We start from the raw sequence: 18,091 nt of genomic DNA, 5'->3' as shown, positions 1-18,091 counted from the left end.
GACGCTTGGGAAGTGGTGCGCCATCAGCAGCTTGACCAGGGTCTGAAAGTGCGTGGAGTCCTCGATCAGCAGCACGCGCTGCGGGGCGGCTGCAGCCGACTCCGCGTGGCCTCCGCCCCGTTCGGCGCGGGGCGAATCCGCTGACACGGCCGCCGCGATCTCCGGTCCCGGCAGCGGGGACGGCGATGACGCCCCCCCTTGCCGCCGCGCCAGCCATTGCTCGACCGAGGCCTTCGCAATGCGCCGATGCCCCCCGGGGGTCTTCCACGCCTCGAGTTCCCCCCGGTCCACCATCAGCTGGACAGACCGCACGGCCATCCCCAGCACCCGCGCCACATCGCGCGTACTGCAATCCTCCGGCAACGAAGCCATTTCGCTGGTGTCCATGCGCGAGATTTTATCAGTTCACAAAACCGTTTTTATGATAAAATTGATACATTCGCACATAAGATTCGCATCATGAGCCAACGCATCTTGATTGTTGAAGACCACGCCGACATCCGGCGGCTGATCCGCATGACGCTGGAATTCGAGGACCATGAAATCCACGAGGTCACTAACGCTGACGAAGGGCTGGCCGCAGTCGAACGCTTGCGCCCCCAACTGCTGCTGCTGGACATCATGATGCCGGGCAGCATGGACGGTCTGGCGCTTTGCCGTCTGGTCAAAAGCACCCCCGCGCTGGGCAGCCCCTGGGTGGTGCTGCTGACCGCGCGCGGGCAAAGCCAGGACATCGAAGCGGGCATGCTGGCCGGTGCCGATGCGTACTTGCTCAAGCCCTTCAGCCCGTTGAAGCTGATCGAGACTATCAACAGCCTGGGCACGACCTTCATGGAAGCACCATGAGCCAGGCAATCCACAGGCGGTCGAGACGCTGATGAAGCAACCAGCACAAGCATTCCAGCCGACTGCTGTGAACTGCTTTGCGCACCACCGCGCGGGACATCCTGGCCCTGCGCGACCGCGTGACCGCGGTGCGTATGGCCTTTTTCTAACGAGCAGGGAGGTCGCGCCATGACAGCGAGCATCTTCCAACGATGGGCCGCCGCAATGGCCCTTTTCATGGGCGCCATGGGGTGCATTCCTGCCGGCGCAGGCGAGGTTCAAAACCGCGTTCTCGCAGAGGGGGAGCTCAAGGTCTGCATCTGGCCCGCCTACCAGGGCATCACATTTCGGGACCCACGTTCCGGCCGGCTGAGCGGGCTGGACATTGACCTGGCCACAGCGCTGGCGAGCGACCTGCACGTCAAGCTGCGGTTCGTCGACTCGTCCTTCGTGGCCCTGGTGTCCGACCTGCTCACCGATGCGTGCGACGTGGCCATGTTCGGTGTGGCCATGCTGCCGCAACGCACGGAACGGCTGCAGTTTTCGGCGCCCTATCTGCAAAGCGACATTTACGCGGTAACGACCCGAAGCAGCCGGGTTGTGCGGCAATGGGACGACATCGACCAGCCGGGCGTGCTGGTGGGCGTGCAGGCGGGCACTTTCATGGAGCCCGTGATGCGGCAACGCCTGCGTCGGGCGGGGCTGGTCTCGATCCAGCTCCCGCAGACGCGGGAGCGAGAGCTCCTGGCGGGCCGGGTGGACGTGTTCATGGTGGACTACCCCTACGGCCACGCCTTGACCGAAAACACCGACTGGGCTGCGTTGCTAGGACCTGCCAAGCCCTTTCATGTGCTGCCCTACGCCTACCCCAGCAAGCCGGGCGACGCCCAGTGGCAAGCCACGCTCAATGGCTTTGTCGAACGCATCCGGCGAGATGGCCGGCTGGATGCCGCGGCGCGCCGTCATGGGCTGGAGAAGCTCCTGCTGCCCTAAGAACGTGTTCAAAGAGCCTCCAAGACTCCATGAAGCAAATCATTTCCACGGCCCGGCGCCGTTTCTCCCGCATCGCAAGCTACCGAGTGCTGGCTGGCGGTCTGGCCCTCACGCTGAGCGTGCTCGTCGGCACGGCAGCCCTCATGTGGCTTGAGCTGCGCAGCGCCGAGGCGCAGGACCGGCGCCAGCTCGATTTGCTGGCCACCGTCATGGAGGCCCAAAGCACACAGGTGTTTGACAACGCCAAGCTGGCCCTGGATAGCTTGGCCAAGAGCGTGGCAACTGGCGACCGGACAGCCGCACAGCTTCAAGAGCAGCAGTCAATGCTCCTGCAGGGCCTTCCGTTCCTGCGCAGCATGGCCGTCGTGAGCCTGCAAGGCCAGGTGCTGGCATCCACAGCGCCCGCAGACCGCAGCGGGCAGATTGACCTGCAGCAACTGCAGTTGACCTCCCTGACCGAAGAGCGCGCCACCATCGGCCCCTGGGCGCCGGGTCGCACGCTGACCCATGACGCCCGCCACAGCACGGCGCCCCCTGCCCTGGGCTTTATCCCGATGGCCCGCCTGGTTCGGGTCTCGGCAGGCGTCCCGGTCGCGCTGGTGGCGCAAATCAATCCTGATGCCCTGGCGACCTACCAGCAGCGGCTGTTGGAGGCCGCCGCACCTGGCACGCAAGTGCTGCTGGCGCTGGACAACGGCTCCCTGCTGAGCCAGGTCGGCAACCCGGACCTGCCCCCGGGCAGCAGCCTGGGAACGCAACCGTTGTTCCAGGGCTTGCAGCCCGGACATCGGGGGACGCACGGGCCTCTGCAGGCCACAGCTTCGACTCCTTCGCGCAGCCTCGGCGCGTGGCGCCGGTCCGCCACCCATCCCATGCTGGTCCTGGTGGAGCAGCCTTACGAGGCCACCACCGCACAGTGGCTGGGATCCTTGCGAGGTCCGCTGCTGTTCATGGCCGTGGCGCTGACAGTGATCGGTTTTCTCACCCGTGTGGCATGGCGCAACGCCCGCGCTCGCGAAGCCGCACAGCGCGAACGCGACGAAGCCCAGCAAGAAACCGCCCGGCGGGAGCAAGAGCTTTCCGTGTTGTTCAGGAGTGTGCAGGAGCTGATCTTCCGCACCGATGCGCAAGGCGCGATACGCTTCGCCAACCCCCGCTGGCAGGCCATGACCGCCCAACCCGCTGAAATGGCGCAAGGGCAGCATCTGTGGGATGTGGTGCACCCTGAATTCCGCGACCGCGTGGGCGCGTTGTTCGATCCGAAGGACCCTTCGGGCATCCGCATGGCCCAGGCGCACTTCTGCGGCCCCACCGGCGAGACGCATGCGCTCGATATTTCCGTGGTTCCCTTGCGCGACCGCTCCGGCAGGCTGCGGGGTTTCGCCGGCAGCGCTGTGGATGTCACCGCCCTGCTGGCGGCGCAACAGCGCCTACAGGAGCAGCTTGCCTTCACGGGGCAGATCTTCGAATGCAGTCCGCTGCCCATCTGCATGACGGACCCGCAGGGCCGCTACCTTTCGGTCAACCAGGCATGGGAGGCATTCTTGGGGCTTTCCCGCACCGAAGTCCTGGGAAAGCGCGCCGCCGAGGTTCTGCCACACGAAGAAGCGCGGGCGTACAGCGCGCACGATGAGCAAGTGCTCAGCGATGGCGGGCGCCTGCGTTACCAGGAACACGTCCGGGGAGCGGACGGGCGCTGGCGCGACGTGCAGATCACCAAGGTCCTCGTCCCCTCCCGGCAGGGTCCGCCGGCGGGCATCCTGGTGGCCAAGATGGACATCACCGAGTTCCTGGCCGCGCGCGACCTGGCCGAGGAAGCCTCGCGCTCCCAGGCGGAATTCGTGGCCAACATCAGCCACGAACTGCGAACGCCCTTGCAGTCCATCCTGGGCTTTTCCGAGCTGGGAGCAGAACGCGGACGCCACCAGGACCGGTTCGCGTCCATGTTCGCGGAGATCCACGATGCGGGCCAGCGCATGCTGGTGCTGGTCAATGACCTGCTCGACATCGCCAAAATCGAAAGCACGGTGGGGACTTTCCATTTCGACCGCGCCGACGTGCGCGAACTGATCGAGCACGTGGCGGGCGAGATGGCACCCATGCTGAGCGGCAAGCGCCTGAGCTTGAACCTGCGCCTGGGCCGCGTACCGTTGATCGCCAAGGTCGATCCGACGCGCTTCCAGCAGGTAGTGCGCAACGTGCTGGGCAACGCCGTGAAGTTCTCGCCCGAAGACAGCATCATCGAAGTGGCGGCCCAGGCCTCGCACGACCACAGCATCCAGATCCAGGTGCGCGATCAAGGGCCGGGCATTCCCGCAGCTGAGCTGGAGACGGTGTTCCAGCCGTTTGTCCAGTCGAGCAAGACACGCGACGGTTCGGGCGGCACGGGCCTGGGCTTGGCCATCTGCCGCAAGATCATCGCCGCCCATGGCGGGAGCATCCACGCCACGAACGCACCCGATGGGGGCGCAATATTCCATATCATGCTGCTGACCGCCGAATACACCGACACGATGCCGGCGCCCCTTGCATGATCAAGCACTTGCTGCCCCCGTCCCGGTGGCGCCGCGACCCGGCGCTCACCTACTTCATCGTGGCCTGCGTGTTCAGCGCCCTGGTGCTGCTGGGTGCCTGGGCCACCATGGCGACCATGCTGAACTGGCAGTGGAAGGAGACTCTGGGCGCGGAGATGCGCCAGAACGCCAACATCGCCGTGGCCCTGAAGGCACACACCCTTCGCATCCTGGACACCGTGGATCAGGCCATGGGGCGACTCGAGAACACCGCCAAAGATGGGCCGGTGGAAGGCGGCGACCTCATCGCCATCGCCAACGAAACCGGCATGGTGCCCCATGTTCTGACGCAACTCTCGCTCATCGGTCCCGATGGGCGCTTCCAGGGCAGCAACCTCGACCCGGACGGCTCCCGCAGCAACCATGTGAACCTGATGGACCGCGATCACATCCGCGTCCATCTGCAGCCCGATACTGCGGGGCCAGCGGCCAGGGGCATGCTGCACAACGGCCTCTTCATCAGCAAGGCCATCGTCGGCAAGGTGTCTGGCGTCGCCAGCATTCAGCTGTCGCGCAAGATCGTTGGGAGCAATGGCGCCACCCTGGGCGTGGTGGTCGCCTCGCTCAACCCGGGCCATTTCGCCGAGGTCTACCGCCATGTGGAACTGGGCAGCGAAGGCGGGGTCGTCCTGGCGGGCCTGGACGGAACCCTGCGGGTGCGCGTCAGGGGTGGCGCCCCCCTGGAGGCCGACAAGCCGCTGCCCACGGCACTCCTGCAAACCGTGCAGGATCAGGAAAGTGGCGCGGTACTCAGCGCATCCGCCGATGGCCTATCGCGCATCATCGGTTTCAGCCGCGTGGGTGGCTACCCGCTGGTGGTTCTCAGCGGAACCTCGGAAGAGCAGGCTTTCGCGCCATGGCGCACCACACGCAACACCATCTTCTGGCTGACGGTGCTGCTGAGCATTGCCGTGATCGCTTTCGTGGCAGTGTTCCTGGGCAGCATCCGCCGGCTGGCCGTCAGCCACGCGGCGCTGCAGCACAGCGAGGCCAAAGCCCAGCACGCCAACCAGGCCAAAAGCGAGTTTCTCGCGGCAATGTCGCACGAGTTGCGCACCCCTCTGACCAGCATTCGCGGCTTCGCCGAACTGATGGAGCTGCGCAGCAAGGACGCGCAGACCCGCGAGCAGGCCAGCTACATCCGCCATGGAGCCGAACACCTCAACGCCTTGCTCACCGAAATCCTGGACCTGGCCCGCATCGAGGCCGGTGCGATGCCGGCACATTTCGAGCCGGTGGATCTGCAGGGCCTGGTGCAGGACGTGATCGAACTCTTTCGCGTCAGCGCCCTGGCCAAGTCGCTGGCGCTCGACGCCACCACGGCTCCGGCCGTGCCTCAGCGCCTGGTCACGGACGGTCTCAAGCTCAAGCAGATCCTCAACAACCTGCTGTCCAACGCCATCAAGTTCACGCCCTCCGGCGCCGTGCGCCTGGAGGTGGCGATGAGCCCCGATGAGCGGGCGGTGCTCTTTCAGGTGTCAGACAGCGGACCTGGCATACCTGCCCACTTGCACGACGCCATTTTCGAGAAGTTCAGCCAGGGACACGCACGCATCAGCTACGAACATGGCGGCACGGGCCTGGGGCTTTCACTGTCGCGCGCGCTGGCCAAGCTGCTGGGCGGCACCCTGACGGTGGAGTCCCGCGCGGGGGACGGCTCCACGTTCACGTTGTCGCTGCCCGTACAAGCCCCAATCACCTCGACCTCGCCCACGATGGCCGAGCCGTGAGCGCGAGGGAGTTGGCACCGCCGTTTTTCGTCAGCAGGCCGGTCAGAGCGCGTGCCCGAAGCGGTCCAGGCGCGGTGCCCAGTTCGACAGGATGTCGGCCGACACCAGCACGCGCCGCGCCTGGCCAATGAGCAGATGGCGCGGCACGAAACCGATGAAGCGCGAGTCGGCGCTGTTGTCCCGGTTGTCACCCAGCACCAGATACTGCCCCTCGGGCACGGTCACCGGGCCGAAACTGCTCCGTGCCGAAACACCTTGCAGCCACTGCACCCGGCGCTCCTGGCCGGCCAGGTGCTCGGTCCATCGGGTGGCGGGCACCTGGGCACCCAGTTCAGCCAGGGTTTCGATCACAGCCTCGGGCGCCTCGTAGCGCGCCGCTTCGCCGTTGAGGTAAAGCACCTCTTCGCGCATCTCCAGGGTGTCACCCGGCAGCGCCGCGATGCGCTTGATGAGCCGCCTGCCGTCCTGCGGCGACGAAAAGGTCACCACGTCGCCCCGCTCGGGCTCGCCCAGGCGCGCCACCACCACGTCGGTCAACGGCAGCTTCAGGTCGTAGGCCAGGCGGTTGACGAAGACCACATCCCCCTCCAGCAACGTGGGCCGCATGGAGCCCGAGGGAATGGGGTTCCAGTCGGCCACCGCGGTGCGAAAGATGCCCAGGCACAGCAAAAACACGAGGAACCCACGGTTCGAATGAATCCATTTCTTCAGCAGCATCACAACAAGCTCCCGCGCTCGACAACGGCGCGCCCTGCTCGGACGCGATGCTTGCCGCTTGGTTCCGTCGCACGGGGGCGAAAGCCGCCACCTGCAGAGATCTCCTCAGCGCCACAGACTGCCCGCTTGCCACCGCGCTGGCAGCGCGCGCAGCCCCACCAGTGCACCCGCGGAACTGGCGTTTCCAGGCCGCTGGGTGCGTCCCGTCGAGGGGAAGCGGCGCAGCCGCTCTGGGGGGCTACCTCTTCCTCGCCCGCGGGTGCGCCGCGTCATACACCTGGGCCAGGTGCTGGAAGTCAAGGCGCGTATAGACCTGCGTCGTGGTGATGTTGGCGTGGCCCAGCAGCTCCTGCACCGCGCGCAGGTCGCCGCTGCTTTGCAGCAGATGGCTGGCAAACGAATGGCGCAGCATGTGCGGGTGCACGGGCGTGGTCAGCCCGGCCTGCTGGCTGCGCTGGCGCAGGCGCAGCCAGATCGACTGGGCCGTGAGCCGCTTGCCGCGCTGGCCCACGAACAGCGCCGTGTCGAGCAGCGCCGAACCTTCGCCGCCAAACGGCGCAGCCCGCAAGGCCAGCCACGCCTGCAACGCCGCCGTGGCCGCGCTACCCACCGGCACACTGCGGCGCTTGCTGCCCTTGCCGAACACGTGGGCCTCGCCGGCTTGCAGGTCAACCCAGCCCCGGCCCAGGCGCTGGGTGTCGGCGTTGGGAAGGGCATCGAGCCCCGCGAGTTCGCCCACCCGCAGTCCGCAACCGTAGAGCAGCTCGACCATGGCCGCATCGCGCGCCTCCAGCCAGGGGTCGGCGCCAGATTGATCGAACTCGGCGAGCCGTACCGCGTCGTCCACGGGGAGTGCCTTGGGTAGCGGCTTGGGTGCCTTGGGGGCACGCACGTCCTGCACGGGGTTGTGGGGAACCAGGCCCTGCCGCCCGGCCCAGGCAAAGAATCCCCGCCAGCCCGAGAGGATGAGCGCAATGCCCCGCCCGCTGCGCCCCCCGCTGTGCATCTGGGCCACGAAACGGCGGATATGGGCGCTCGTGAGCTGCAGCAACGGCACGTTGACCCCGGCGGAAAACTGCGCAAGCTTTTCAAGGTCCAGCGTGTAGAGCGCAAGCGTGCGTGCCGCAAGCCGCTTCTCCACGCGCACGTGCTCCAGGTAGCGCAGGACGTGGGGGTCGGGGTGTGCCTCAGGCATCCCGCTGCGGCCTTAGAAACGGCGCGCGGCGCACGCGACTGGGGCGGCACCGTTGAGCGGACGGCGCGCAAGGGCCGCCTCGCCGCCCAGGCGGCGCTTCGCTTGCGTGCCCAGGAGGCGCTTCGCTTGCAGGCGCTGGCGTCGTCCCCCCGCCCCAGGTGCGGCGCTGCGAGAGTGGGGGGAAGCAGCGCAGCCGCTCAGGGAGTGTGTCATTTCAAGCGCAGCAGCGCAGCGCTGGCGATTTCCGCCATGCGCGACAGGAAATCGGTCCCCATGGTGGCATCAAACCGCTGCGGATCGTGCGATCCCAGCACCAGCAGGCCAAACGCGGGCGTGGCGCTGTCGATGGCACCCTGGCGCAGGGGCAGCAGGGCCAGCGACTGGGCGGGCTCGCCCGCTTCCTGGGCCAGCCAGGCGGCGGGTTCGAAGCCCAGGTTGGGGCCGCAGAACGGCATGGTCAGCGACGAGGCGAACGCACGCGCGTCTTCGCTCACGCCCTGGGTGAAGTCGGCATCGATGTAGGGCGCGGCCACTTCCCACACCCGCACCGCCGCCTGGGGCACGTCGAACAGCGTGCGCACGCCATCGACCACGGCCTGGGGCAGGTCGAACGGGTCGCGCACCTGCAGCAGGCTGCTGGTCCACTGGTGGACCTTGTGGGCAATGGCCGCGTTGTCGGTGCTGTTGCGCACCATTTCCATGATGCGGTGCTCCAGCCCCTTGATCTTCTCGCGCAGCATCTCCGCCTGCCGCTCCTGCAGGCTCACCGCGCGCGCGCCGTGGGGGCTGGTGATCTGCACGCTGGCCAGCACTTCGGCGTGGCGCTCGAAGAAGCCCGGCGTGTTGGCCAGGAACTGGGCGATGTCGTCTTCGGTGATGGGAGGGATGTGGGTGGTCATGGGAGGGTGTCAGGGATGTCGATCTGGCCTTCGAACACGGTGGTCGCCGGGCCGGTCATGAAAACGGAGTCGGCCTCCTGGCCGCTCCAGGCAATGGTGAGGCGGCCGCCGCGCGTGTCCACGTGCACCTCATGGTCGAGCAGGCCCAGGCGAATGCCCGCAGAGACAGCCGCACAGGCCCCCGTGCCGCAAGCCAGGGTTTCGCCCACGCCGCGCTCGAACACGCGCAGCCGCACATGGCCGCGGTCCACGATCTGCAGAAAACCCGCGTTCACGCGCTGCGGAAAACGCGCATGGCTTTCGATCAAGGGCCCCGCCTCCGCCACGGGAGCAGTGTCCACGTTGTCCACCAGCTGCACGGCATGAGGGTTGCCCATCGAGACAACCGCTACCAAAACAGTAGCTTTCAGCGCTTGGCCATCCAGCGCCAGAGGCCATTTTTGTCCCGATCCTTGCGCTACGGGGCTGAGGCCGGTGGTGTCAAACGGCACTTGGCCGGGATCGAACCGGGGCCGCCCCATGTCCACCGTCACGCGGCCATCGGCGGTCAAGCGCGGGGCGATCACGCCGCTTTTCGTCTGAACCCGGATGGTCTCCTTGCCTGTGAGGCCCCGGTCGTGAACAAACCGCGCAAAACAGCGGGAGCCGTTGCCGCACTGCTCCACCTCGCCGCCATCGGCGTTGTGGATCACGTATTCGAAATCGATGCCGTCGGCCGCTGCCTCGGGGGTGGGGGCGCGCACCGTGAGGATCTGGTCCGCCCCCACGCCAAAGTGGCGGTCGGCCAGGAAGCGGTACTGCGCCGCAGACAGCCCCAGGCGGCCCTGGGTTTCGTCGAGCACCACGAAATCGTTGCCCGCGCCTTGCATTTTGGTGAAGCGAATCAGCATCCGACGGATTATCGTCGTTGGGATCCTCGGCACGAATCTCGCCGGACAAATGGGCGCTGCGGATCGGGATGGGCCGTAAGAACGTGTTTACGATCTTTTCAGGACCGCGCAAGTACCTTGCCGGATGGGACGCAAGGCGCGGTGCGCAGCCAATAGCTCGGCTATTGGCAAACGCCGCAACGCCGCAGACCGCCCGGCAAGGCACTTGCCCGAGGGGTTGGAGTGAAATCGGGCGATTGGACACCCCGGCTGCTTGCATGGGCACGAGCCCATGCGGCGCATCCGAAGCATCCACGCATCCCGATTGCACTCCAACGCGGCCCCGAAAAGATCGTAAACACGTTCTAAGGCGCAAAACCCAGTAATTGCCGCAGCCATTGCGAGTATTGCTTGCGCGGCAGACCGCCCGAGCCCGCAGATGCACACGGTTCGGCAATTCGTGCAGAGGAGCCCCAGCCCGCCAATCACCCCGGGCAGCGCCGGTTTTCATCGCGAACTAGGCTTGCGTTCTTTTGGCGCCTGTGGCCGCCCTTTCACCAACGCAAGGAGTCCTGCATGACCGACCTTTCCGCCTTCGCCATCACCCGCAAGTGGCCCGCACGGCACCCGGACCGCATCCAGCTCTATTCCGTCCCCACGCCCAACGGCGTGAAGGTGTCGATCGCTCTGGAGGAACTGGGCCTGCCTTACGAGCCCCACTTGGTGAGCTTCGAGCACAACGACCAGATGTCGCCCGAGTTTCTTTCGCTCAATCCCAACAACAAGATCCCCGCCATCCTGGACCCGAACGGTCCGGACGGCCAGCCGCTGGCGCTGTCGGAATCAGGCGCCATCCTGGTCTACCTGGCGAGCAAGGCCGGGCAGCTGCTGCCGCAGGACACGGCCGGCCGCTACGAGACCCTGCAATGGCTGATGTGGCAGATGGGCAGCGTCGGCCCCATGTTTGGCCAGCTCGGGTTCTTTCACAAGTTCGCGGGGAAGGACTTTGAAGACAAGCGCCCGCGCGACCGCTACGTGGGCGAATCGAAACGGCTGCTGGGCGTGCTCAACCAGCGCCTGCAGGGCCGCCGCTGGGTGATGGGCGACGAATACACCATCGCCGACATCGCCATCCTGCCGTGGGTGCGCAACCTCGTGGGTTTCTATGGTGCGGGCGATCTGGTGGATTTCGGCCAGTTCACCGAGGTGCAACGGGTGCTGGACGCTTTCGTGGCCCGCCCGGCGGTGGCGCGGGGGCTGACGATTCCGGCGCGGGGCTGACCCCGCAGAGCCGGCTGACCTCGCTGATCCGGCGGTTTTTCCCATCCGCTTTGATTTTGATCAGAGCGCCTGGCCCGCGCCCTGCGGATGCGGCCCCTACCATGGACCCGTTTCTTTCTTCATCACCGGGAACAACCCATGGGATTGACCGTCACCGTTCTGGAAGACCTGGGCGCGCGCAATCTTCAGGCTGCGGCCCAGGCGGCCCTGCAGGAAAACAACGCCATCGCGCTGATCGAACTGCTGGAAATGCTGTGGAGCTGCGATCTGCAAGGCGCAGGCACCGTCATCGACGCGGTACTGCAGCGCCTGCAGCAGCTGAGGGCCACGCGCTGATGGAGGGCGCCCGGGCCCAACCGGGCACCAGCGCCACCCGGCCACCCCCGGGATAATGCGGCGATGCCCCGCCCCACCCAACAGCTGCACCCCCACCGCGAACCCGTCGCCACGCGCCCCGCTGCCACCGTTCTGCTGCTGCGCGACGCGCGGGAAGGAAACGGTGGCATCGAAGTCCTGATGACACGCCGCTCGGACCAGGCCAGCTTTGCGCCGGGCGCCTACGTGTTCCCAGGGGGTGGCATTGATGCGCTGGACGCCGACGCCGCCACGCATGCTGCGGCCGACCGGCGCCCCACGCAAAGCGATCTGCACCTCACGCAGGCCATCGCGGCCATCCGCGAGAGCTTTGAAGAGCTGGGCGTGCTGCTGGCGCGCCATGCCGATGGCCGCATGGCTGGCGCCACCGACATCGCCGCCATCGACCGCCACCAGCCTTTGGTGGCGCAATGCACCGCGCGCGGCCTGCGGCTGGCGGCCGACAGCGTGTTCATGCTGGCGCACTGGATCACCGACCGCGACCTGCCGCGCCGCTTCGACGTGCCCTTCCTCGTCGCCCGCATGCCCGAGGGCCAGGAGCCCGTGGCCGATGAAGCCGAGCAATTCGAGCCCGTGTGGGTAAAGCCCGGCGACGCGCTCGCGCGGCACGAGGCGGGGCAGTTCTTCATGATCTTCCCGACCATCCGCACACTGCAGCGGCTGGCCACGTTTGCCACCACCCAGGCCGTGTTCGACGCGCTGGCCGATGAGCAGCCCCTGTGGACCAGCTGCCCACGCGCGGGCACCCTGGCCGGCAAGGAGGCGCGCTACATGGAAGGCGACCTGCCTTACGGCGAGCTGGCCCTGGTCTGCCCCGACGGGCAGATCGTGCACCCGCTGGACTGGCAGACCGAGCGCCCCGTACCGCTGCTGCGCAACGTGCAGCGTCTGACCGCCCCCAACCCCGGCGTGATGACAGGGCCGGGCACCAACAGCTACCTGGTGGGCGACCCGGCCACGGGCTACATCGCCATCGACCCCGGCCCGGCCGATGCCGATCACCTGGACAAGCTCTGGCGCGCCGCGGGCGGCGACATCCGCATGATCGTGTGCACCCACTCGCACGCCGACCACGCGCCCGGCGCTGCGCCGCTGCAGGCGCTGTGCGTGCAGGCGGGCGGGGCCCGGCCGCCCATCCTGGGCCTGCCGTCTGCGCCCACGGCCCGCGCCGCCAGCGCATTCACGCCAGACAGGTCGCTACAAAATCATGAGCTGCTGGCGCTTTCTGGACAAGCGCCAGACGGCAAAATCACCCATACCCTGCAGGTCATTTACACCCCGGGCCACGCGGCCAACCACCTTTGCCTGCTGCTGGTGGAAGACGCCCTGCTCTTCAGCGGCGACCACATCCTGAACGGCAGCACCACGGTGATCGACCCGCCCGACGGCAACATGGCCGACTACCTCGATTCGCTGGACCGGCTCGATGCGGTGTGCGCCGAACACGGCGTGGAGTTCATCCTGCCCGCGCACGGCTACGTGCTGGGCGATGCGCTTGGCGCGATTGCCAAACTCAAGGCCCACCGCCTCGCCCGCGAAGCCAAGGTGCTGGCCGCCATGCAGGCGCTGCCAGGCGGCAGCATGGACGACTGGGTGCGCCACGCCTACGACGATGTGCCTCCGCGCATGTGGCCGGTGGCCCAGCGCTCGCTGCTGGCCCATGTGGAGCGCATCCGCTCGCTGCAGCCCGGGAATGATTGAGGCCCCCTGAGCGCGCTGCGCACCGTGCCTCTCTGGAGGACGCCACCTGTGGCGCGGCGAAGCCGGCTCCACGGGGGCATTGGCGTGAAGGCTGCGCCAGCGGGGTAGGCAACCCCGACAATCCCGCCGGTGCCTCTTCGATTCGCGTGCCGCGAATACTTACCTTCCTTTATGACCGACCACCATCCCGACCCCACCCACATCCGCCTGGCCAAACGCGTGGCCGAACAACTGAACTGCTCGCGCAGCACGGCCGAGCAATTCATCGAAGGCGGCTTTGTGAGCGTGGACGGACACGTGGAAGAAGCCCCCGGCGCGCGCGTGCGCCCCGACCAGGCGGTGGCGGTGGCACCAGACGCCAGCCTGCTCGCGCTGACGCCGGTGACCCTGCTGCTGCACAAGCCGGCGGGGTTTGAAGCCGGCCTGGGCCTGCCCGCCGGGCCAGCCGCCCACGCCAGCCGCAGCCAGGGCGCGACGCCCGCCACCACGCTGCTGAGTGCCGCGTCCCACCTGGCCGAGGACGCCTCGGGCATCCGCGTGCTGCAGCGACACTTCAAGCAGCTGGAATGCTTCACGCCCCTTCCCACGGAGGCCAGCGGCCTGGTGGTCTACACCCAGGACAAGCGCATCGCCCGCAAGCTGGCGGAAGACATCGAGTCGCTGGAGCAGGAATGCATCGTGGAGGTGAAAGGCGACATTGCACCGAACGGCCTGCAGCGCCTGTGCCATGGGCTCTCGTTCAACGGCCGCCCGCTGCCGCCCATCAAGGTCAGCTGGCAAAGCGAGACCAAGCTGCGCTTTGCGCTCAAGGGCATCCGGCCGGGGCAGATTCCATCCATGTGCGAAGCCGTGGGCCTTACGGTGGTGGGCATCAAGCGCATCCGCATCGGCCGCGTGCCGCTGGCCAAGGTACCCGAAGGGCAGTGGCGGTATCTGCAGCCCTGGGAGAGGTTTTAGGGGTCCTCTGCACGAATCGAGCGGCAAGTGGGCGCTGCGGATCGGGATGGAATGCAATTGGCGGCCCTGCCGGCGGGTTCGGTGTCAGCCCAACCCAAGCCGTTCACGCTGAGCTTGTCGAAGCGCGTCGCCAAGCTTCGGCAAGCCCGTCCCGAATGGTGGGTTCAAACTTCCAAGCGGCCAGTTCGCAGCTACCAAATTCATAGCTACCAGCGCTTGTTGGAAAAGCGCCAGAGGACAATTTGGCATGAGATTTTCTGCAGGACCGCTGCTACACTGCGCGGCAAACAGGAGGGAGTCCATGAGCCAAGTTCCATCAGACCAAGCCGGCGCAGCGGGGCCGGTGTCCACGTTCATGCCGCAGAACATCGACGCGCACCCGATGGAATTCACGGGCAGCGGGGGCGAATACTTCCGGGTGTGGATCGTCAACGTGCTGCTGTCCATCATCACGCTGGGCATCTACACCCCCTGGGCGCGGCGCCGCACGGCGCAGTATTTCTACAGCCACACGCTGGTTGCGGGCAGCCCGCTCGAATTCACCGCGCAGCAGCGCAAGATGGTGATGGGCTTTGTTCTGCTGATGCTCATCACCCTGGCCTACAACATCGCAGCCAACACGGGGCAGGATGCCGCGGTGGGTGTCTTGCTGCTGACCGGCGCCGTGCTCTCCCCGCTGATCTGGGGCAGCGCCATGCGCTTTCGGCTGGGCGCCACGCGCTGGCGCGGCCTGCGGCTGCAGTTCACCGCCAACTGGAAAGAGGTCTACATCGCGAGCTGGCCCCTGTTCGCGCTGGCGCTGGTGTGGTTTGGCGTGTTCTTTGGCATGCAACTCCTCTCGCCCGAGTTGGCCGAAGTCTTGCAGGAAGTCGAGGAAGAAGCCGCGCGCCCCAAGATGCCTTCGTTCACCCCGGCCATGGGCGCCTTGCTGCTGTTGGGCATGGTGCTGACCGTGCTGTGCTTCATCCGCCTCGAATACAACTACAAGAGCCTGCTGGTGCTCAAGGCCCAGGTGGGCGCGGAAAAAGGCCGCTGGAAGCCGGTGTACATGGACTTCGTCAAGGTGTGGCTGGCCACGGTGGCCGTGTTCATCCTGTGCGTGGTGGGGTTCTCGGCACTGATCGGCATCCTGGCGGGCAGCTCCATCGCCCTGGTGGCCAGCCAGAGCAGCCGCCTGGGGCTGTGGATGTTCGTGATCATCATCGTGTCCATCATCGCGGGCATCTTCATGCTGATCCTCGCGTCGGCCCCCGCCCGCGCTTACCGCGAGGCACGCATGTTCCAGCTGATGTGGAACAACATCGGCGTGAGCCAGGTGGCGCGGTTCAAATGCCACCTCAAGAGCGGCAGCTACGTGGGGCTGCGCATCAAGAACATGCTGCTCACCCTGCTCACGCTGGGCCTGTACCGCCCGTTTGCACGGGTGAGTGAATACCGCATGAAATGCGAGTCCGTCACATTGCACGTCAAGGGCGGCGTCGAACAGGTAGCAGGCGCCATGGTGCGCCAGCAGCAAGGTGGCCTGGGCGATGCATTGGCGGATGCGGCGGGCCTGGACCTGATTGGATAGAGGGCATCCCCCTGAGGCGCTTCGCGCCTTCCCCCTTCTCTCGAATGGCCATGCCATTCGTGAATGGAGACGCCGCCAGCGCACGCAAGTGCAACGCTGCATTCGCAGCTTGGCGGTCCTTGCGCGGCGGCCACTGGTATGGGCCGCGCCAGTTTCACAGGCCTCAGGCCTACATCGGGATGGACGATTGACATGAATGCCGACACCCACGCTGAGTCCCTCGTGCCGGCCCGCTGGTTCGACGGCCAGAGCAGCAGAGCCCGCTCGGTGATGGTGCGCCTGCGTCCCACTCCCCAGGGCCCGTCGCTGGTGCTGCACCCACTCGCGCAGCCGGGCGCCGAGCCGGTCGCCTTTGCCTGGAAGGACGTGGGCTGGCCGGAGGCCTGGAACGAGCGCAAGCCCCAGCCCCGCGTGGTGGTCGATTTGCGCGACCACGGCAGCCTGGAGATCGACGCGGTCACCGAATGGCGCGCCGCCCTGGCGGCTGCGGGCGAGCGCCCGGGCCTGGCCCAGCGCATGCAGACCCGCTGGCCCGTGCTGCTGGGCGTGACGGCCGTCGCCGTCATCGGCCTCGCCCTGTTTTACCGCTATGGCACGCCCTGGGCCGCTACCCAGCTCACCCGCTTTGTGCCCCTGGGCTGGGAAACCAGCGTGGCAGAAAATGTGCTGCGCCAGATGGACGATGGCACGCTCAAGCCCAGCAAGCTCTCCAAGGAGCGGCAGGCGCAGCTCAAGGCCCGCTTTGACGTCCTGGTGCAGCAAACGCCCACCACCTTTCACCGCTACCCCAACTACCGCCCGCCGCTGTCGCTGGAGTTTCGCTCGGGCATGGGCGCCAATGCCTTTGCCCTGCCCGGCGGCAAGATCGTGATGACCGACGGCATCGTGAAGGCCGCCGCCGACAATGGCCTGCCCGACGATGCCCTGGTGGGCGTGCTGGCCCACGAGATCGGCCACGTGGTGTACCGCCACACCACCCGCATGGTGGTGGAGCAAGGCGTGCTCAACATGGGCCTGGGGCTGGCGCTTGGGGACGTGTCGGCCGTGGTGTCCACGGGCGCCTCGGTGCTGACCGGCCTGGCCTACAGCCGCAGCCACGAACGCGAGGCCGACTGCTACGCCATCGCCCTCATGCGCCACACCGCCCTGCCCACGGCGCCCATGGGCAAGCTGCTGCTGGCCATTGCGCACGACGAAGAGGAAGAAGAAGAAAACAAGAAGAAAGAAGAAGCGAAAGCAGGCCAGAACCAGGCAGCAGCTCCCACGGCCGAGCCCGGCGCCAGCAGCCCCGAACGCGCGCGCCAGCGCAAGAAGGCCGAAGAGATGGCCTCGCATCCCGTGTGGTCGCTGCTCAGCAGCCACCCCGACACCGTGGCGCGAGCCAGCGAGCTGGAAAAGGGGCATGCGCCCCATTGCGCGAAAAACTGAGCCAGCCCTCGCCCCTTGCTGGGCAAGGCTGGCTGATTCCGCCATCGGCAGAGCTTGAGGCGCGAAGGGGCTGGAAACTGCGGTGGGGAAACCGGGGATGGGAAATAAAGTGTGAAGCGCGCCGATAAGCCGGATTCTGTGCACCACGGTTGCCCGCAGTGTGACCGCCATTAATCTGGGCCGGGTGTCGCCACCACGGCTCGGTGCTACCTACCCGCCAGCTCTGCGGAACCACATCAACGCTGGCCTACTTGGTATTGCTGCGCGTAGAGATTGCCCGTTTCACCCCCAGTGGTTTGCCTTGCGGCACTCCCCCGGGACTCGTCTCTGTTGCTCTGATCCTCACCTCACGGTGGGCAGCCGTTAGCTGCTACGCTGTCCTGTGCAGTCCGGACGTTCCTCCAGTGCCTGGTTTCCCAGATTGCACCAGCGACGGTCTAGCGTGCTTCACGCGGGCGATTATCGCATCGCCCCCGGCTGCGGCGCACTGCGCACTGCACCATCCGCCAGCTGCACTTCCCTCCAAATCCATCGGATGCGCCCGCCTGAGTCGCGTTCCGGCTTCGCGTGCACAAACATTGCAGCCATTGACAGCGGGTCCCGGATCGTGACAGGCCGTGCAATGTCTATTTACAGGATGAAACCATAAGCACCGCCCCACTGGTAATCACACATATGGCGCCGTGGTCCCTCCATGGCGACACTGAGCCCTGTTTCGGACACCACAGCAACATCAGGAGGAATGCCAATGAACGTGACTGCAACGACCCATGCGGGAAAAGTGCCGGGGGGCCACGGAGTCAATGAAGATTTGCTCATCAAAGACGGCTTTATCGTCGACCCACGCGTAGTCGATAAACGCGTTGCGGCACTGGAACACGGCGCCATGACCAGGGTCGATGCCATCGTGCTGCACCAAACCGACAGCAGCACCATGAATCTGGATCACGCCAAGACCGACGGAATCGGTGCGCACTT

At 66.6% G+C, this 18,091-nt stretch carries 15 protein-coding genes, 1 other RNA gene and 1 pseudogene; 11 read left to right on the top strand and 6 right to left on the bottom strand.

Annotated features, from left to right (window positions below):
* Positions 1 to 387 (bottom strand): helix-turn-helix domain-containing protein (locus MRY84_RS10195; RefSeq protein ID WP_291505618.1); only part of this gene is annotated, 387 nt, incomplete at its 3' end.
* A gap of 72 nt (positions 388 to 459) precedes the next feature.
* Between MRY84_RS10195 and MRY84_RS10190 the strand changes: the two genes are divergently transcribed.
* The 4 genes from MRY84_RS10190 (at position 460) to MRY84_RS10175 (ending at position 6,121) form a co-directional block, all read left to right on the top strand.
* A complete protein-coding gene (locus MRY84_RS10190) occupies positions 460 to 846 on the top strand; it encodes a response regulator (RefSeq protein WP_291505617.1) in 387 nt (128 codons plus the stop codon).
* A gap of 168 nt (positions 847 to 1,014) precedes the next feature.
* A complete protein-coding gene (locus MRY84_RS10185; protein WP_291505616.1) occupies positions 1,015 to 1,818 on the top strand; it encodes an ABC transporter substrate-binding protein in 804 nt (267 codons plus the stop codon).
* A gap of 29 nt (positions 1,819 to 1,847) precedes the next feature.
* Complete coding sequence (locus MRY84_RS10180; RefSeq protein WP_291505615.1) at positions 1,848 to 4,352, top strand: PAS domain S-box protein; 2,505 nt, start codon at positions 1,848 to 1,850, stop codon at positions 4,350 to 4,352.
* The gene (locus tag MRY84_RS10175) at positions 4,349 to 6,121 is read left to right on the top strand and encodes an ATP-binding protein (RefSeq protein WP_291505614.1); all 1,773 of its coding nucleotides are present in this window, start codon (positions 4,349 to 4,351) and stop codon (positions 6,119 to 6,121) included. The genes MRY84_RS10180 and MRY84_RS10175 overlap by 4 nt, the downstream gene beginning before the upstream one ends.
* Before the next feature lie 42 nt (positions 6,122 to 6,163).
* Here the strand turns inward: MRY84_RS10175 and lepB are convergent, their stop codons facing one another.
* The 4 genes from lepB to dapF all read right to left on the bottom strand — a co-directional run bounded on the left by lepB (position 6,164) and on the right by dapF (position 9,822).
* Positions 6,164 to 6,838 carry a signal peptidase I gene (gene lepB, locus MRY84_RS10170; RefSeq protein ID WP_291505613.1) on the bottom strand — a complete coding sequence of 225 codons (675 nt, stop codon included), beginning with the start codon at positions 6,836 to 6,838 and terminating at the stop codon, positions 6,164 to 6,166.
* A 238-nt stretch (positions 6,839 to 7,076) separates the two neighbouring features.
* Complete coding sequence (locus MRY84_RS10165) at positions 7,077 to 8,033, bottom strand: tyrosine recombinase XerC (protein WP_291505612.1); 957 nt, start codon at positions 8,031 to 8,033, stop codon at positions 7,077 to 7,079.
* A gap of 209 nt (positions 8,034 to 8,242) precedes the next feature.
* Positions 8,243 to 8,932: a DUF484 family protein gene (locus MRY84_RS10160; RefSeq protein WP_291505611.1), complete on the bottom strand. Its 690-nt coding sequence runs from the start codon at positions 8,930 to 8,932 to the stop codon at positions 8,243 to 8,245.
* Positions 8,929 to 9,822, bottom strand: coding sequence for a diaminopimelate epimerase (dapF, locus tag MRY84_RS10155; RefSeq protein WP_291505610.1), 894 nt, complete (start codon positions 9,820 to 9,822; stop codon positions 8,929 to 8,931). The genes MRY84_RS10160 and dapF overlap by 4 nt, the downstream gene beginning before the upstream one ends.
* Before the next feature lie 555 nt (positions 9,823 to 10,377).
* Here dapF and MRY84_RS10150 point away from each other — a divergent pair.
* From MRY84_RS10150 to MRY84_RS10125, 6 genes are all read left to right on the top strand, one after another.
* Entirely contained in the window at positions 10,378 to 11,082 is a 705-nt protein-coding gene (locus MRY84_RS10150; RefSeq protein ID WP_291505609.1) for a glutathione S-transferase N-terminal domain-containing protein, read from the top strand.
* 138 nt (positions 11,083 to 11,220) lie between these two features.
* Positions 11,221 to 11,418: a hypothetical protein gene (locus tag MRY84_RS10145; RefSeq protein WP_291505608.1), complete on the top strand. Its 198-nt coding sequence runs from the start codon at positions 11,221 to 11,223 to the stop codon at positions 11,416 to 11,418.
* Between the two features lie 63 nt (positions 11,419 to 11,481).
* Positions 11,482 to 13,158: an MBL fold metallo-hydrolase gene (locus tag MRY84_RS10140; protein WP_291505607.1), complete on the top strand. Its 1,677-nt coding sequence runs from the start codon at positions 11,482 to 11,484 to the stop codon at positions 13,156 to 13,158.
* 171 nt (positions 13,159 to 13,329) lie between these two features.
* Entirely contained in the window at positions 13,330 to 14,115 is a 786-nt protein-coding gene (locus MRY84_RS10135) for an rRNA pseudouridine synthase (RefSeq protein ID WP_291505606.1), read from the top strand.
* 301 nt (positions 14,116 to 14,416) lie between these two features.
* Positions 14,417 to 15,685, top strand: a complete 1,269-nt coding sequence (locus MRY84_RS10130; RefSeq protein ID WP_291505605.1) for a YjgN family protein — start codon at positions 14,417 to 14,419, stop codon at positions 15,683 to 15,685.
* A gap of 192 nt (positions 15,686 to 15,877) precedes the next feature.
* On the top strand, positions 15,878 to 17,113 hold the full coding sequence (locus tag MRY84_RS10125; RefSeq protein WP_291505604.1) for a M48 family metallopeptidase: 1,236 nt from the start codon (positions 15,878 to 15,880) through the stop codon (positions 17,111 to 17,113).
* A gap of 109 nt (positions 17,114 to 17,222) precedes the next feature.
* On the opposite strand, the gene rnpB is transcribed toward MRY84_RS10125, so the two are convergent.
* Positions 17,223 to 17,562, bottom strand: an RNA gene (gene rnpB, locus MRY84_RS10120) — RNase P RNA component class A.
* Positions 17,563 to 17,861: 299 nt separating this feature from the next.
* On the opposite strand from rnpB, the pseudogene MRY84_RS10115 reads away from it, so the two are divergent.
* Positions 17,862 to 18,091, top strand: a pseudogene (locus MRY84_RS10115) (hypothetical protein); the annotation flags it as partial.

The sequence above is a fragment of the Acidovorax sp. genome, from assembly GCF_022763525.1.
Taxonomy (GTDB): Bacteria; Pseudomonadota; Gammaproteobacteria; order Burkholderiales; family Burkholderiaceae_C; genus Acidovorax.
The sequence above is the reverse complement of the archived record's forward strand: the minus strand, read 5'-3'. Positions and strand labels throughout refer to the sequence as shown.